The sequence below is a fragment of the Gammaproteobacteria bacterium genome (assembly GCA_015709695.1).
Lineage (GTDB): Bacteria > Pseudomonadota > Gammaproteobacteria > Steroidobacterales.
The window spans coordinates 2,786,173-2,801,539 of the sequence record CP054183.1; the positions used below are offsets into that span (position 1 = coordinate 2,786,173).

The 15,367-nt window shown below is 67.9% G+C and carries 14 protein-coding genes; 8 read left to right on the plus strand and 6 right to left on the minus strand.

Going from position 1 to position 15,367, the window contains the following annotated elements; genetic code table 11:
* Positions 1 to 227 precede the first annotated feature (227 nt).
* A complete protein-coding gene (locus HRU81_12855) occupies positions 228 to 743 on the plus strand; it encodes a hypothetical protein (protein QOJ32933.1) in 516 nt (171 codons plus the stop codon).
* 185 nt (positions 744 to 928) lie between these two features.
* On the opposite strand, the gene HRU81_12860 is transcribed toward HRU81_12855, so the two are convergent.
* Complete coding sequence (locus HRU81_12860; protein QOJ32934.1) at positions 929 to 3,136, minus strand: primosomal protein N'; 2,208 nt, start codon at positions 3,134 to 3,136, stop codon at positions 929 to 931.
* Between the two features lie 322 nt (positions 3,137 to 3,458).
* Between HRU81_12860 and HRU81_12865 the strand changes: the two genes are divergently transcribed.
* The 3 genes from HRU81_12865 to HRU81_12875 are packed head-to-tail and all read left to right on the plus strand — an operon-like array spanning position 3,459 to position 5,021.
* Positions 3,459 to 4,055 carry an RNA polymerase sigma factor gene (locus HRU81_12865; protein QOJ32935.1) on the plus strand — a complete coding sequence of 199 codons (597 nt, stop codon included), beginning with the start codon at positions 3,459 to 3,461 and terminating at the stop codon, positions 4,053 to 4,055.
* On the plus strand, positions 4,052 to 4,492 hold the full coding sequence (locus HRU81_12870) for a hypothetical protein (GenBank protein QOJ32936.1): 441 nt from the start codon (positions 4,052 to 4,054) through the stop codon (positions 4,490 to 4,492). The genes HRU81_12865 and HRU81_12870 overlap by 4 nt, the downstream gene beginning before the upstream one ends.
* Positions 4,493 to 4,502: 10 nt before the next feature.
* Positions 4,503 to 5,021, plus strand: a complete 519-nt coding sequence (locus HRU81_12875) for a DUF3106 domain-containing protein (protein ID QOJ32937.1) — start codon at positions 4,503 to 4,505, stop codon at positions 5,019 to 5,021.
* A 52-nt stretch (positions 5,022 to 5,073) separates the two neighbouring features.
* Here HRU81_12875 and HRU81_12880 read toward each other — a convergent pair whose 3' ends face one another.
* The 5 genes from HRU81_12880 to HRU81_12900 all read right to left on the minus strand — a co-directional run bounded on the left by HRU81_12880 (position 5,074) and on the right by HRU81_12900 (position 9,425).
* On the minus strand, positions 5,074 to 5,643 hold the full coding sequence (locus HRU81_12880) for a response regulator (protein ID QOJ32938.1): 570 nt from the start codon (positions 5,641 to 5,643) through the stop codon (positions 5,074 to 5,076).
* Positions 5,640 to 6,302: a hypothetical protein gene (locus HRU81_12885; protein QOJ32939.1), complete on the minus strand. Its 663-nt coding sequence runs from the start codon at positions 6,300 to 6,302 to the stop codon at positions 5,640 to 5,642. The genes HRU81_12880 and HRU81_12885 overlap by 4 nt, the downstream gene beginning before the upstream one ends.
* Positions 6,303 to 6,444: 142 nt before the next feature.
* Positions 6,445 to 7,221 carry an ATP-binding protein gene (locus HRU81_12890; GenBank protein ID QOJ32940.1) on the minus strand — a complete coding sequence of 259 codons (777 nt, stop codon included), beginning with the start codon at positions 7,219 to 7,221 and terminating at the stop codon, positions 6,445 to 6,447.
* Positions 7,211 to 8,737, minus strand: coding sequence for an IS21 family transposase (locus HRU81_12895; GenBank protein ID QOJ32941.1), 1,527 nt, complete (start codon positions 8,735 to 8,737; stop codon positions 7,211 to 7,213). The genes HRU81_12890 and HRU81_12895 overlap by 11 nt, the downstream gene beginning before the upstream one ends.
* Positions 8,738 to 8,825: 88 nt before the next feature.
* A complete protein-coding gene (locus HRU81_12900; GenBank protein QOJ32942.1) occupies positions 8,826 to 9,425 on the minus strand; it encodes a hypothetical protein in 600 nt (199 codons plus the stop codon).
* A gap of 398 nt (positions 9,426 to 9,823) precedes the next feature.
* Between HRU81_12900 and HRU81_12905 the strand changes: the two genes are divergently transcribed.
* From HRU81_12905 to HRU81_12920, 4 genes are read left to right on the plus strand one after another with little or no spacing between them, the layout of a single operon-like run.
* Positions 9,824 to 11,389 carry a Re/Si-specific NAD(P)(+) transhydrogenase subunit alpha gene (locus tag HRU81_12905; GenBank protein QOJ32943.1) on the plus strand — a complete coding sequence of 522 codons (1,566 nt, stop codon included), beginning with the start codon at positions 9,824 to 9,826 and terminating at the stop codon, positions 11,387 to 11,389.
* 12 nt (positions 11,390 to 11,401) lie between these two features.
* Positions 11,402 to 12,811, plus strand: a complete 1,410-nt coding sequence (pntB, locus tag HRU81_12910) for a Re/Si-specific NAD(P)(+) transhydrogenase subunit beta (protein QOJ32944.1) — start codon at positions 11,402 to 11,404, stop codon at positions 12,809 to 12,811.
* A 42-nt stretch (positions 12,812 to 12,853) separates the two neighbouring features.
* Complete coding sequence (gdhA, locus tag HRU81_12915; GenBank protein ID QOJ32945.1) at positions 12,854 to 14,200, plus strand: NADP-specific glutamate dehydrogenase; 1,347 nt, start codon at positions 12,854 to 12,856, stop codon at positions 14,198 to 14,200.
* 32 nt (positions 14,201 to 14,232) lie between these two features.
* Positions 14,233 to 15,318: a cytochrome-c peroxidase gene (locus HRU81_12920; protein ID QOJ32946.1), complete on the plus strand. Its 1,086-nt coding sequence runs from the start codon at positions 14,233 to 14,235 to the stop codon at positions 15,316 to 15,318.
* Positions 15,319 to 15,367 lie beyond the last annotated feature (49 nt).

Here is a 15,367-nt window from a genome sequence, read left to right on the forward strand (position 1 = left end):
TGTCAAACTACTATCGAAGCTGTGGGTGTGGCGGTCCGGTGCGATGAACACCCTGTACGTAGAGCCTCCGCCCCTGCCCCAATCGCCGCCCCCACCTCCATCTTTGTTTGAGGCAAATCTCGAGAGAATTCGCAACGGGCCGCCGCCGAAAGTTCTTCCATAAAGGAGTTGCTGAGTCATGAACTGACTCAGGGAGTAATCTCGGAATGTTCCATACAAGATGGATGATGAGCGCTTTCCTTCTGGCATCGGTCATCGTTGCGGCGTCCGCATTCGCCGGAGCGCTGGAAGCTGACGGGCAAGTGAGTTCCCGGGTGCTGGAAGGACAGCACCATGACAGCGGGACTGGAGAACGGAAATTGGATGGTGATGAGACAAGCAGGCACGAGTTTTCAATCTCGCCGTCAGTGGCAGAGGGATGTCATCGAATGATCGAGAGATATGGTTCGATGTCAGGGTGCAGGACGGCCCTTGAAATGCTGGCAAAACTGGCTCAGGAGCACAGGGATGTAGCTTGGGCGCATCGCATGGAGACGGAAGTGCGGGATATTATTGAGCAAGTGCCGGGTGGGCTGGTGCGCACGCTTGAGTGTCGCGCGACGCTGTGTGCTCTGGAGGTAGCGTCATCTGACCCTATGTTCTCGGTGCCCACTCCGGTGCAGTTCCGAACAGGGCGATATGAATCACCTTTCTTTGCGATGAGAGCTTTGGGATTGGACGTCTCCGAAGAATTGTGGGCATAGAGAAATACGGACAGGCGGTGATTGTCGTCCGTTTGCTTGTTCTCCAGAGAATGTAGCTTCGACTGATGTAGGCGCCATTCTTTTTCGCTTCCCCCGCCTCGGACACCCGCCATCGACCATCCTTCCTTGAGCCAGCCGTTCGTCGTCGGGAGAATGGCCGCGATCTCCACGCCCGGTTTCAGCCTTCAAAACAGATCCACCGGATCCACATCCAGCGACCAGCGCACGCGCCCGGCTTCGGGCAGGGCGGCGATGCTCTCGCGCCAGGCGGCGAGGAATCCCTGCAGGCGTGAACGGTTGGCGGCCTCGGCGAGGAGCTGGGCGCGGTAGCGGCCGGCGCGGCGTTCCATGGGCGCGGGCGCGGGGCCGAGCAGCCGCACCTGCCGCGGGCCGAGGGCGTCGGCGGCGGCGCGCGCGTCGGCGAGGAAGGCGAGCGCGGGTTCGCGCGCGGGGGCTTCGGCGCGCAGCATGGCGAGGTGGCTGTACGGCGGCCAGCCGGCGGCACGCCGTTCGGCCAGCGCGGCCTCGGCGAAGCGCTCGTAGCCTTCGCGCACCAGGGCCTGCAGCAGCGGGTGGTCGGGGAACAGCGTCTGGATGTAGACCTCGCCGGGCCTGTCCGCGCGGCCGGCGCGGCCGGAGACCTGGACGAAGGATTGCGCCAGCTTCTCCGCGGCGCGGAAGTCGGTGCCGAAGAGGCCCTGGTCGGCATCGACGATGCCGACCAGCGTGACGCCCGGGAAGTCGTGGCCCTTGGTCAGCATCTGCGTGCCGAGCAGGATGCGGGCGCGGCCGCTCGCGACCTCGTCGAGGCGCTGCGCGATCTGGTCGCGGCCGCGGGTGGTGTCGCGGTCCACCCGCACCAGCGGCTGGCCGGGAAACAGCTCGCCGAGCGCCGCCTCGAGCCTCTCGGTGCCCTGACCGACGGCGAACAGCTCGCCGCCGCAGGCCGCGCAGCGCTCCGGCACCGGGCGGGTGGCGCCACAGTGGTGGCAGCTCACGCGCCCCTCGCGCCGGTGCAGGACCATGCGCGCGTCGCAGCGCTGGCATTCCACGGACTCCCCGCAGCCGGGGCACATCAGCGTCGGCGCATAGCCGCGGCGGTTGAGGTAGAGCAGCACCTGGCCGCCGGCCTCGAGATGGCGCCCGATGGCGCCCAGCATCGGTTGCGCCAGGCCATCGGTGGCCACGTGCCGGCGCAGGTCGACGAAATGCACGCTGGGGTGGCCCGCCGCGCCGGTGCGCTCGGGCAGTTGCAGCCGCCGGTAGCGGCCGGATGCGGTGTTGGCCAGGCTTTCCAGCGAGGGCGTGGCCGAGCCGAGCACCACCGGCACGCCGAGCTGGCGCGCGCGCCACACGGCGATGTCCCGTGCCGAGTAGCGGAAGCCATCCTGCTGCTTGAAGGAGCCGTCGTGCTCCTCGTCCACCACGATCAGGCCGGGCCGCGGCAGCGGCACGAACACCGCCGAACGGGTGCCGATGACGATGTCGGCCTGGCCAGCCCGGGCGCGCTGCCAGGCCTGCAGGCGTTGCAGGTCGGTCAGCCCGGAATGCAGCACGACGATGCCCGCGGCCGGGAAGCGGCGGCGGAAGCGCGCCACCAGCTGTGGCGTCAGCCCGATCTCGGGCACCAGCACCAGGCTCTGCCGGCCGGCGGTGAGCAGCCCGTCGATGCAGCGCAGGTAGACCTCGGTCTTGCCGCTGCCGGTGACGCCCTGCAGGAGGAAACCCTGGAAGCCGTCCGCCGCGGTGATCGTCGCGATGGCCCCGGCCTGGGCCGGTGTCGGCGTGGGCGGCTGCTCCGCTGCCGCGCCGGCGTCGCGTTCCCAGGCATCGCCGCGCTGGCGCCGGACCCAGCCGCGGCGCTCCAGTTCCCGGACCGAGGGACGCCAGCGTTCGGCCACGGCCGCCAGGGCATCGGCGTCGAGGCCGCCGGCCGCCGCTCCCGGGGCCGCGAGGGCGGCGAGCACCCGCGCCTGCACGGGTGCGCGGGCGGCGGCGCCGGCCTCGTGTGCCGCGCGGCCCGCGGGTTTGATCTGCCAGGCCATCGTGCCGGTGCCGGTGTCGCGCCCGTGACGGAGCAGCCGCGGCAGCGCGGCCGCGCAGGCTTCGCCGGGCGGATGCTGGTAGTAGCCGGCAGCCCACTCGAGCAACGCCAGCAGCGGTGCATCCAGCAGCGGCTCGGGGTCGAGCACCTCGAGCGCGCGGCGCAGGCGGTTCGCCGGCAGCGCGGACTGCGGCGCCGTCGCCATCACCACGCCCACCCGCTTGCCGCTGCGGAAAGGCACCCGTACCCGCTGCCCGGGCTGCACGGCGTGGCCGGCAGGGGGCAGGTAATCGAAGGTCGTCATCACCGGCGCGTCGATGGCCACCTTGAGGATGGGCCCGGCCGTCATCGCGGCCTCCGGTCTGCCGGCGCGGAGCGCTGCGTCATTTATCCACAATTCCGGTGGATAAGTCTGTGGACTGCTGGCGCCGACCAGCGCGCGGCCCGCAGCGCAGGCCACTTATGACAAGCTGGCTATTTTTTGTCCTTTGCAATTTTGTTGTTCTCGATCAGTGGCTTGTGCGAGTATTTTGCTTCACGGCGGCCGTTCCTGGCGTAACGACAGGTTTCCCTTGCCTGGTGTGGACAACAGCCGTCTTTTTGCTGCCCTGGCATCGTCAACCCATTGGCGGGACGGCCGTTCTTCCTATGCTATGCGCAATTCCAGCACCATGCCGGCCGGGGCCCTGCTCGGGGCGGGGCCGGATCATCCAGTGAAGGAGAGCGTTCTGACGGAGCGGGCCGCGATGGAGCGCTTCCTGGCGGGCGTGGAGAAGCGCGCGTTCCACATTGCGCGCTTTGCGGTGCGTGATACCGATGATGCGCTCGACATCGTCCAGGACGCCATGCTGCGGCTGGTGCGCGGTTACGCCCGCGCGCCCGAGGCGGAATGGCAGCCGCTGTTCTTTCGCATCCTCAGGAATCGTATCCTCGACCACCAGCGGCGCGGCAGCGTGCGCCGGCGCGTGCTCGCCTGGTTCGGTGGCGATGGCGAGGACGATGAATTCGATCCGGTCGCCGCGGCACCCGGGCCCGCCGGGGACATCCCCGAGGAGCGGGTGGTGCTGGCCGATGCCATGCAGGCCCTCGAGGCCGCGGTGAGCCGCCTGCCGGGCCGGCAGCAGCAGGCGTTCCTGCTGCGCACGATGGAGGGCCTCGATGTCGCCGCCACCGCCCTCGCGATGGGCTGCTCCGAGGGCAGCGTCAAGACACACTACTCGCGGGCCGTGCACAGCCTGCGGGCCGAACTGGGGGACCACTGGCCATGAACCGCGAAGACGAAGTCAGGCAGGCGGAGCGCTTCGAGCGCGCCGCGGGTGGTCTGCTGCGCCAGGGCGCCGAGGAGCTCGATGCCGCCACCCAGTCGCGGCTCAACCGCGCGCGCCAGGTCGCGCTGGAGGAATACGATCGCGCCAGGCGCCGGCTGCCGGGATTCGGCGGCAGCTGGCAGGCCGCGGCGGCGGCAGCGGCCATCGCGGTGGTGGCCGTGGGGCTGTGGACCAGCCGGTCCCTGTCCCCGGGCGCCCCCGGGCTGTCGGCCGGCGTGTCGGCACCGGCCGATATCGTGCACCCGGAGCAGGCGGCCGATCTCGAGGCGGTCTACAGCAGCGACAACCTCGAGCTGATCGAGAACCTCGAGTTCTACGAGTGGCTGGGATCCGGCAATGGCGCCGGGGCCGCCGCGGACACCGACCTGACCAGCTGAACCGACGATCGTGAACCGCGTCCGCCCCATCGCCGTCCTGCTTGCCTGCCTGCTGCTAGGCACCTCGCCGGCATCGCGCGCCGACGGCCCCGGGGTGGCCTGGCAGTCGCTGACGCCGGAACAGCAGCAGCTGCTCGGGCCACTGGCCGAGCGCTGGGATCAGCTGCCCCCGGAGCGGCAGGCCCGGCTCGCCGCCGGTGCCCGGCGCTGGGCCGGCATGACCCCCGAGCAGCGGGCCCGCGCCGGGGACCGCCTGCAGCGCTGGCAGGACCTGACGCCGGAACAGCGGGCCGACATGCGCCAGCAGATGCGCCGCTTCGAGCAGCTCCCGCCGCAGGAGCAGGAGCGGCTGCGCGAGAACTTCGAGCGCTTCCGCAAGCTGCCTCCCGAGGAGCGCCGGGCGTTGCGCCAGCGCTGGGAGCAGATGACGCCGGAGCAGCGGCGGGAGTGGCGCGATGAGCAAAGACGCGGGCGCACAGCGGCACCACCGGCAGGCAAGAAGGCGCCGAAATCCGGCGCCGACAGGTGAGTTGACGGCCCGCGACCAGCGCAGTCGGGCAGGCGGTCAGGGCACCGGGCCTTCAGCTGCCCTTGGACAGCGCCGCTTCCATCTGGGAGAGCAGGGTATCCACGTCGCTATCGTCCTCTTCATCGAGAACGATGGCGCCATCATCGTCCATCTCGAGCTGGAACAGGCCCGGATGCTTGCGCTGGTACTCGTCGAGCTGCGCGGTACGCTTCTGGTACTCGCGAAGCAGGCGACGACTCTGCTCGACGAGCTGCTTGTGCTGGATGGCCTGGCGGATGGTCACGGCCAGATCGGCGGCATTCACGGGTTTCAGGCAGAAGCGGTAGATCCCGCCCTCGTTGATTGCCCGGATCGCATCCTCCAGGCTGGCCTGGCCTGAGAGGATGATTCGCACCGTTTCCGGATAGGCCTCCCGTACTTTCGCGAGAAACACCGAACCGGGCATGCCAGGCATGCGTTCGTCGGAAACCACCACGTCCACCGGGTTGGCAGCCAGCAGCTGCAGTGCCTTTTCGGCGCCATCCGCCGTGAGAATCTCGTAGGGCTCCTGGCGCAGTGCGCGCTTCAGGGCAAGGGTCACGTTCGGCTCGTCATCGACCAGCAGCAGGGTTGCCCTCTTCATGACGTCTTGCCCTCCGTCGAAGATGCGCTACCCGCCAGCAGCATGCGCACCCGAAATGGTTCCCGGATCCCGACACCCTCGGCCACGCTGCGCAGGCGCGCCATGACTGCGTTGGTGACTTCCTGCCCCTGCGGCACCAGCCGGATGCCGTTTCTGCTCTTCAGGTCCTCATCCAGGATCATGCCGGGTGCGAGATCGGCAAGCCCGATGGCGCGGACCACGACTTCGCCTTCCGCCAGGCGCGTGGTGCGGATGGCATCCGCCACCGCCTGAGGCAGGGTCGTCCAGGACTCGACCAGCTTCTGGAATGCCACGGCCGGTGTCGATCCGCTGGCAACCAGTCGATCGACCTCCGTCGCTGCATACAGGACCACGATCCCCAGTACCCTGGTGTCCCAGCGGGCAGCAATCTGCGAGGCACCACTGAGATCCGGTCGGGTCATCTGCTGGGCGATGATCTCGGACACCGGTTCCAGACGCGGGATACTGCCGAGGAGGCGGGCGCCCACCTCCGGGTGCGAGCGATAGAGGCGCTGCTCGTCCGCGGAAAGCGCGGCATCCCCGTAGATCTTCGTCAGCACTTCCGCCGGCAGGGTGATGCAGCCGATCTGTGACAGCATCGCTGCCAGGCGCAGCTGCCAGTTGTTGGCAACCCCCATCGCCTCGGCAATGGCCCCCGCATATCGCTGGATCCTGGCAGCGCGGCTGTAGGCAGCCGGATTCGTCAGTGTTGTTTTGCGCTTAAAGGTGACCCGGGATTTGCATCTAAAGTTGACCCGCCTTGGTCGTTGTCAGTATGTCTCAGGCAGGGGTGGATTTGGTGGTTCGTCGCTCCTTGCGGGGTTGGGTTGAGCTGTTCCTGAACCGGTAGCTGTCATTGCCGGTCTCGACGATGTGACAGTGATGGGTGAACCGGTCCAGCAGGGCCGTGGTCATCTTCGCGTCCCCGAACACGCTGGCCCACTCTGAGAAGCTCAGGTTGGTGGTCACCAGCACGCTGGTTCGCTCGTAGAGCTTGCTGAGCAGGTGGAACAGCAGTGCTCCTCCGGCCTGGGAGAACGGCAGGTAGCCGAGTTCGTCCAGGATGACCATGTCGGTGTTGGCAAGGCCCTTGGCAAGATACCCGGCCTTGTTGAAGGCCTTCTCGGCCTCGAGCTGGTTGACCAGATCGACGGTGGAGAAGAACCGCACCCGCAGGCGATGATGCACGACGGCCTGGATGCCTATGGCGGTGGCCAGATGTGTTTTGCCGGTGCCGGGTCCGCCGACGAGCACGACGTTGTGGGCGCTGCGCAGGAACTGGCACTCGTGCAGTGTCTTGACCAGCGCGGCATCCACGCCACTGTGCTCGAACCGGAACCCGGCCAGATCACGGTGCGCCGGGAACCGCGCACCCTTGAGCTGATAGTTGACCGAGCGCACTTCACGCTCGGCGACCTCGGCCTTGATCAGGTCTTCCAGGATCGGCCGAGCCTGGGTGAACGCCGGACCCTGCTGGGCAGACAGGTCATCCACCGCATGGGCCATGCCGTAGAGCTTCAGGGACTTGAGAGAAAGGGCCAGGGCGTCAGCCGACATGGCGATCTCCCAGCAGGTGATCGTAGCGGTCCACGTTGGCTTCGGGTTCCTGTTGCAGGGCCAGGCGCGCCGGGGTGTGGATGGGCGCTGGCACATCGGCGGCCAGCAGCCGACTCAGCAGGTTCAGGATGTGCGGCTTGGAGACGGTGCCGGAGTCCAGCGCCAGCTCGACGGCGCACAGCACCGCCTGCTCGTCATGGCGCAGCACCAGGGCGAGGATCTCCACCATCTCCCGATCTCCGCCCGGGCGCTTGAGCAGCACCGACTGCAGGCGCCGCAGTCCTTCCGGGAACGTGGCAAAGGGGGCGCCATTGCGCAGCGCGCCGGGCTTGCGCTGGATGACGGCCAGATAATGGCGCCAGTCGTAGACGGTGCGAGCTGCGTTACTGCTGTGGTCGCGCGCAAACAGGCGCGCATGCTCGGCGATGATCTGCCCTTCGGCCACCACGACGAGCCGATCGGCATAGGCGCGCACGCTCACCGGCCGGTTGGCGAACGAGGCCGGGACGCTGTAGCGGTTGCGCTCGAAGGTGATCAGGCACGTGGGCGAGACGCGCTTGGTGTCCTCGACATAGCCATCGAACGGCGAAGGCGCAGGCATCAGGTGAGGCTGCTCCTCGGCCAGCACCTGGGCCACGGTGCGTTGCGGATGTTCCGGGTGCTGGATCTGGCTCCACAGGCCGATGCAGCGTCGCTGCAGCCAGTCATTGAGCGCCGGCAGATCCGGGAACCGGGGCACCTCGTGCCAGATGCGCGGTCGCGCATCCTGCACGTTCTTCTCGATCTGGCCCTTCTCCCATCCGGCGGCCGGGTTACAGAAGTCGGTCTCGAACAGGAAGTGACTGGCCATGGCCCGGAAGCGCACGTTGACGATGCGCTCCTTGCCGCGTCCGATCTTGTCCACCGCGGTCTTCATGTTGTCGTAGATGCCGCGCCGGGGTACGCCGCCAAAGACAGCGAAGGCGTGATTATGGGCGTCGAAGAGCATCTCGTGGCTCTGCTGTGGATAGGCCCGCAGCAGGAAAGCGCGGCTGTGGCACAGCTTGAACTGCGCCACGGAGAACTTGCAGCGTTCCCCGCCGATCACCGCCCAGTCCTCGCTCCAGTCGAACTGGAACGCCTCTCCAGGCGCGAATCTCAGCGGCACGAACGTGCCGCGGCTGGTGCGCTCGGCTTCTTGAAGCTGGCGCTGCCATGCGCGGGAAAAGGCCGCTACGCGGTCATAGGAACCCTCGTAGCCCAACGCCCGCAGATCGTTGTGCAGCTGGCGCCAGTTGCGCCGCTGCTTGCGGCCGCGTCCGGCCTCTCGCTCCAGCCAGCAGGCGAGCATGTCGGCAAACGGGTCGAGCTTGCTCGGACTCTTGCGCTGCGGGTAGACCGGCTCCACCACGCCACTGGCCAGGTACTTGCGGATCGTGTTCCGGGACAGCTTGGTGCGCCGGGCAATCTCGCGGATCGGCACCCCTTCGCGCAGGTGCCAGCGTCGTATAACACTCAATATCGCCACGTCGATCACTCCAGAAATCTCCTGCCCCAAAGAGCAGGACGGGGGTGTACACGTGGGTCAAAATTGGATGCAAATACCCGCTATAGGTGGGTCAGTTTTAGGCGCAAATCAACACGCTGCTGAAGTTGACCGGTGACAGCAGGTTCTCGCCTTGCTTGAGCTTGAGGGCCAGATGACCGACGACATCGTAAGGCTGGAACCCGAGGTCCGCTGCTGATGTCACGATCAGCCGTTCCATGCCGCCAGTGAATTCGCGGCGGACCCGCAGCAGTTCGCGTCCCTCCGCATCGGCACCGAAGAAGCTGATCTGCTGGTAGCTCTGCTTCGCGTCCAGCATCGCCTTGAGGATGTCGACGATGCCGGTTCGGCCGGCGAGGGCAGGCCCGGCATCGTGGCCGGACGAGTTGAAAGCCCGGATGGCGGGAACGGCAGCCAGCAATGTGGCGTCCTGGCGTATGGACCGGGTGAACGTATCGAACCGGCGACCGGCCGCGAAGGCGGCAATGGCCAGCCGCTCGTCTTCGCGTGCAATCAGATCGCGTGACAGGACCTGCCACACCGAGACGGCGGTAACGGTGGCGGCGAGGGCGGTCGCGAGCGTGGCGAGGAAAATGGCCTTGCGACCCACGGTCGGCCACAACCAGCGCTGCACTCTGTTCGCCGAGGAATTTGCCGCCAGGTGGAATCTCAGTGGCATCGCCAGACCGCACCGTTGCTCGCTGCGGCCATGGCACTCGCCATGAACAGCCGCAAGATCATGACAATTCCCACCTGGGGGCAGGTAAGTTGCACACCGGCCCACGATGCGTGGCAGGAAACACCTGGAAGGGTTATCGGCCCGCAGCGCGGATCCTTTAGCGGGCGAGCGGGATCCGGGTGGATCCGGCTGCCGGGACGGCGGGTCGCCGGGAAAACTGCATGGCGCCAGGCTGGAGGATATTGACCAGCCAGCGGCTTGGCTGCTGCCGGCGGGCCGCTACATCATGCTGATTTCGCTTCGAATTCGCCGGTAACCTGCGTATCATGGCGGCCCCGTTCCGCCCGTCACAGGGCGATTGGCGGTACGGGTCCGTCCCTGCCCTTGCCGAGGTTGCCATGCCGCTGATGATTGGGGTTCCGCGCGAGAACTTCGCGGGTGAGAAGCGTGTCGCCACGGTTCCGGAGGTCGTCGGCAAGCTGGTGAAGCTGGGCTTCGCGGTCACCGTCGAGAGCGGTGCGGGCGAGGCGGCATCCTTCAGCGACGAGGCCTATCGCGCGGCCGGTGCCCGGGTCGCCGCCACGGCGGCCGAGGTCTGGGCCAGCGCGGGGCTCATCTTCAAGGTGCGTGCGCCGGACAGCGCGGAAGTCGCGCTGATGCAGCCGGGCACCACGCTGGTGAGCTTCATCTGGCCGGCGCAGAACCCGGAGCTCATGCAGCAGCTGGCATCACGCCGGCTGACGGTGCTGGCCATGGACTGCGTGCCGCGCATCTCGCGCGCGCAGAAGCTCGATGCGCTGTCGTCCATGGCGAACATCGCCGGCTATCGCGCGGTGATCGAAGCGGCGCAGCACTTCGGGCGCTTCTTCACCGGGCAGATCACCGCCGCCGGCAAGGTGCCGCCGGCCAGGGTGTTCGTGATCGGCGCCGGCGTCGCCGGCCTCGCCGCGCTCGGCACGGCCGTGGGCCTCGGCGCCGTGGTGCGCGCCAACGACACGCGCCCCGAGGTCGCCGACCAGGTGAAGTCCATGGGCGCGGAATTCGTCCCCGTGGACTACCAGGAGGAAGGCAGCGGCGTCGGCGGCTACGCCAGGGTGATGAGCGAGGGCTACCAGAAGGCACAGCTCGCGGTCTTCGCGAAGCAGGCCGCGGAGGTGGACATCATCATCACCACGGCGCTGATCCCGGGCAAGCCGGCGCCGAGGCTGATTACCGCGGAGATGGTCCGGTCCATGCACCCGGGCAGCGTCATCGTCGACCTCGCCGCCGAGCAGGGTGGCAACTGCGAGCTCACCCGGCCGGGCGAGGTCGTCGTGGAGCACGGCGTCACCATCATCGGCTATACCGACCTGCCGAGCCGCCTTGCCCGCCAGGCCTCCACGCTCTACGCCAACAATCTGTTGCGGCTCGCCGAGGAGCTGTGCAAGACGAAGGATGGCCAGATCGACGTCAATTTCGACGACGAGGTGCTGCGCGGTACCACGGTGATCAGGGATGGCGCGGTGACCTGGCCGTCACCACCGCCGAAGCCCGTGGCCGCGCCGGCGGCGAAGCCCGTCGCGGCGCCGGTGGCCGCGAAGAAGTCCGCGCATGGCCCGGGCGAGCCCATGTCGGCCGGGGCGCTGGCCACCGTCTTCGGCATCGGCGCCGTGCTGTTCGCCCTCATCGGCCTGTTCGCGCCCGCTTCCTTCCTCGCCCACTTCACCGTGTTCGTGCTGGCCTGCTTCATCGGCTACATGGTGATCTGGAACGTCACGCCGGCCCTGCACACGCCGCTGATGAGCGTCACCAACGCCATCTCCAGCATCATCGCCGTGGGCGCGCTGATCCAGGTGGCGCCGCCGCAGGGGCGGCCATCGGGCCTGATCCTCGGCCTGGCGGTGGTCGCGCTGGCGCTCACGGCCATCAACATGTTCGGCGGCTTCGCGGTGACGCGGCGCATGCTGGCGATGTTCCGCAAGTAAGGGGTCGCGCGCATGTCATCCAGCCTCGTCGCTGTCGTCTATATCGGCGCAGCCATCCTCTTCATCCTCAGTCTCGGCGGCCTCGCCAATCCCGAGACCGCCCGCCGCGGCAACCTGCTCGGCACCATCGGCATGGTGCTGGCGGTGCTGGCCACGGTGTTCGGGCCGCGAGTTACCGCCGCGGGTTTCCCGTGGATCATCGCCGCCATGCTCGTCGGCGGCAGCATCGGCCTGTACGCCGCCCGCGTGGTGCAGATGACGCAGATGCCGGAGCTGGTGGCCCTCATGCACAGCCTGGTCGGCCTGGCCGCCTGCCTGGTCGGCTTCGCCAGCTACATCGATCCCACCGTGGAACTTGCTGGCGCCGAGAAGGCGATCCACGAGATGGAGGTCTACATCGGCATCCTCATCGGCGCCGTCACCTTCTCCGGGTCGGTGATCGCCTTCGGCAAGCTGTCCGGGAAGATCGGCGGCCGGCCGCTGCTGCTGCCGGCGCGCCACTGGCTGAACCTGCTGGCGCTGCTGGTCGTCATCTGGTTCGGCTACGCCTTCCTGCAGGCGCCGGATGTCGCCGCCGGCATGATGCCGCTCACCGTGATGACGGTGCTGGCGCTGCTGTTCGGCGTGCACATGGTGATGGCCATCGGCGGCGCCGACATGCCGGTGGTGGTCTCCATGCTCAACAGCTACTCCGGCTGGGCGGCGGCGGCCACCGGCTTCATGCTCGCCAACGACTTGCTGATCGTCACCGGCGCGCTGGTGGGTTCCTCGGGCGCGATCCTCTCCTACATCATGTGCCGGGCGATGAACCGCAATTTCATCAGCGTCATCGCCGGCGGCTTCGGCGCCGGCGAGGGCGCGGCCCCCGCGGCCGCCGGCAGCCAGCCGGCCGGCGAGGTGACGCCGATCTCCGCGCTGGAAACCGCCGAGCTGCTGCGCGCGGCGCAGAGCGTCATCATCGTCCCTGGCTATGGCATGGCGGTGGCCCAGGCGCAGCACACCGTCTACGAGATCACCCGCCTGCTGCGCGAGCGCGGCGTGCAGGTGCGCTTCGCCATCCACCCGGTGGCCGGGCGCATGCCGGGCCACATGAACGTGCTGCTGGCCGAGGCCAAGGTGCCCTACGACATCGTGCTGGACATGGACGAGATCAACGAGGACTTCCCGGACACCGACGTCGCCATGGTCATCGGCGCCAACGACATCGTCAATCCGGGTGCCGAGGACGACCCCGCGAGCCCCATCGCCGGCATGCCGGTGCTGCAGGTGTGGAAGGCCAGGACCTCCATCGTCATGAAGCGCTCCATGGCCTCCGGCTACGCGGGTGTCGACAACCCGCTCTTCTATAAAGAGAACAACCGCATGCTCTTCGGTGACGCGAAGAAGATGCTTGAGGAAGTGCTCGGGGCCCTGAAGGATTAGCCCCGCCGCGATGTGCAATCAGACTGGACAAGGATTCCGACGATGAGTGCGTTACCCGAGGCAATCGAAACCATCTTCCAGCAGGTCAAGGCCCGCAACCCCGGCGAGGGCGAGTTCCACCAGGCGGTGAAGGAGGTCCTCGAGTCGCTGGGCCCCGTGCTGGTCAAGTACCCGGAGTTCTCCGACCACAAGATCATCGAGCGCATCTGCGAGCCGGAGCGGCAGATCATCTTCCGCGTGCCCTGGCAGGACGACCGCGGCGAGGTGCAGATCAACCGCGGCTTCCGCGTCGAGTTCAACAGCGCGCTGGGTCCCTACAAGGGTGGGCTGCGCTTCCACCCCTCGGTGTACCTCGGCATCATCAAGTTCCTCGGCTTCGAGCAGCTGTTCAAGAACGCGCTGACCGGCATGCCGATCGGCGGCGGCAAGGGCGGCGCGGACTTCGACCCCAAGGGCCGCTCGGATGCCGAGATCATGCGCTTCTGCCAGAGCTTCATGACGGAACTGCACCGCCACCTCGGCGAGTACACCGACGTGCCGGCCGGCGACATCGGCGTGGGCGGCCGCGAGATCGGCTTCCTCTTCGGCCAGTACAAGCGGCTGACCAACCGCTACGAATCCGGCGTGCTGACCGGCAAGGGCATCGGCTGGGGCGGTTCCCTGGTGCGCAAGGAGGCCACCGGCTACGGCGCGGTGTACTTCGTGCGCGAGATGCTGCGCGTGCGCAAGGACTCGCTGGAAGGCAAGGTCTGCGTGGTCTCGGGCGCCGGGAACGTGGCGATCTACACCATCGAGAAGCTGACCGAGATGGGCGCCAGGGTCATCGCCTGCTCGGATTCCCAGGGCGTGATCGTGCACGAGAAGGGCATCGACCTGGACCTCGTCAAGCAGCTCAAGGAAGTCGAGCGCCGGCGCATCGCCGACTACGCCAGTCATCACAAGGACGCGCGCTACCTCGAGGGTGGCAACATCTGGGATGTGCCCTGCCAGGTGGCCATGCCCTCGGCCACGCAGAACGAGATCAACGGCAAGGATGCCCGCAAGCTGGTGCGCAACGGCTGCATCGCCGTGGGCGAGGGCGCCAACATGCCGACCACGCCGGATGGCATCCGCGTGTTCCTCGATGCCGGCATCGCCTACGGGCCGGGCAAGGCCGCCAACGCCGGCGGCGTGGCCACCTCGGCGCTGGAGATGCAGCAGAACGCCAGCCGCGATTCATGGACCTTCGAGTTCACCGAACGCAAGCTCGACAGCATCATGACCGGCATCCACCAGGCCACCTGGGAAACCGCCGAGGAGTTCGGCGCCCCGGGCAACTACGTGGTGGGCGCCAACATCACCGGGTTCATCCGCGTCGCCAAAGCCATGCTGGCGCTCGGCCTGATCTGAAGTTCATCGACCAACCATCCACGGAGTCACCGATGTCCAAGCGAATGCTCACCGCCGCGCTGGCCGCGCTGGCCCTTGCCGGCTGCGGCAAGCCGGCCGCAACACCCCCCGCCGCCAGCCCGGACAGCCAGGCGGCTGCTCCCGCCCCGGCCAGCGACGAGCTGCAGACCCGGGCCGCCGCGCTCTTCAGGCCGCTGCCCGCGGAGATGACCAGCGAGCGCAATCCCCTCACCGAGGCCAAGGTCAGCCTCGGCCGCATGCTGTACTTCGACACGCGCCTGTCGAGGAACCAGGAGCTGTCCTGCAATTCCTGCCATGACCTCGCCCGCTACGGCGTGGACAGCGAGGCGACCAGCCCGGGCTTCAAGGCCCAGCGCGGTTCGCGCAATTCACCGACCACCTACAACGCGGCGCTGCACATCGCCCAGTTCTGGGACGGCCGGGCGGCCGATGTCGAGGAGCAGGCCAAGGGCCCGGTGCTGAACCCGGTGGAAATGGCGATGCCGGATGGCGCCGCCGTGGTGAAGGTGCTGAAGTCCATCCCGGGCTATGCGTCCGCCTTCGCCGCCGCCTTCCCCGGCGAGGCCGATCCCATCACCTACGACAACGCGGCCGCCGCGATCGGTGCCTTCGAGCGCCGCCTGGTCACGCCCTCGCCGTTCGATCGCTACCTGGAGGGCGACAGCGCGGCGCTGACCGCGGAGCAGCGCACCGGCCTGGCGACCTTCATGGATGTCGGCTGCACCACCTGCCACAACGGCGTGGGCATCGGCGGCGGGATGTACCAGAAGCTCGGCCTGGTGAAGCCCTTCGCCACATCCGACCTCGGGCGCGAGGAGGTGACGAAGAACGAGGCCGACAAGTTCATGTTCAAGGTGCCCTCGCTGCGCAACATCACCGAGACTGCGCCGTACTTCCACGATGGCAAGGTGGTGACGCTCGACGAGGCCATCCGCCTCATGGGCGAGCACCAGCTGGGCAGGAGCCTGACGGATGCGCAGGTCGGCGAGATCCGCGCCTTCCTCGGCAGCCTCAAGGGCGAGATCCCGGCGCAGTACGTCGCCAGGCCGGAACTGCCGGCGAGCGGCCCGGAGACGCCGAAGGCCGACAAGGGCTGAGGACCGGGGCGCCACCGGACCCGGCAGCCGGGCCCGGTGGCGCCGCCTT

What these genes read in the sequence shown, in the direction of transcription:
- HRU81_12855 (QOJ32933.1), top strand. Translation starts at nt 228, where the DNA reads ATGAGCGCTTTCCTTCTGGCATCGGTCATCGTTGCGGCGTCCGCATTC.
- HRU81_12860 (QOJ32934.1), bottom strand. Translation starts at nt 3,136, where the DNA reads ATGACGGCCGGGCCCATCCTCAAGGTGGCCATCGACGCGCCGGTGATG.
- HRU81_12865 (QOJ32935.1), top strand. Translation starts at nt 3,459, where the DNA reads ATGCCGGCCGGGGCCCTGCTCGGGGCGGGGCCGGATCATCCAGTGAAG.
- HRU81_12870 (QOJ32936.1), top strand. Translation starts at nt 4,052, where the DNA reads ATGAACCGCGAAGACGAAGTCAGGCAGGCGGAGCGCTTCGAGCGCGCC.
- HRU81_12880 (QOJ32938.1), bottom strand. Translation starts at nt 5,643, where the DNA reads ATGAAGAGGGCAACCCTGCTGCTGGTCGATGACGAGCCGAACGTGACC.
- HRU81_12885 (QOJ32939.1), bottom strand. Translation starts at nt 6,302, where the DNA reads ATGGGGGTTGCCAACAACTGGCAGCTGCGCCTGGCAGCGATGCTGTCA.
- HRU81_12890 (QOJ32940.1), bottom strand. Translation starts at nt 7,221, where the DNA reads ATGTCGGCTGACGCCCTGGCCCTTTCTCTCAAGTCCCTGAAGCTCTAC.
- HRU81_12900 (QOJ32942.1), bottom strand. Translation starts at nt 9,425, where the DNA reads ATGCCACTGAGATTCCACCTGGCGGCAAATTCCTCGGCGAACAGAGTG.
- HRU81_12905 (QOJ32943.1), top strand. Translation starts at nt 9,824, where the DNA reads ATGCCGCTGATGATTGGGGTTCCGCGCGAGAACTTCGCGGGTGAGAAG.
- pntB (QOJ32944.1), top strand. Translation starts at nt 11,402, where the DNA reads ATGTCATCCAGCCTCGTCGCTGTCGTCTATATCGGCGCAGCCATCCTC.
- gdhA (QOJ32945.1), top strand. Translation starts at nt 12,854, where the DNA reads ATGAGTGCGTTACCCGAGGCAATCGAAACCATCTTCCAGCAGGTCAAG.
- HRU81_12920 (QOJ32946.1), top strand. Translation starts at nt 14,233, where the DNA reads ATGTCCAAGCGAATGCTCACCGCCGCGCTGGCCGCGCTGGCCCTTGCC.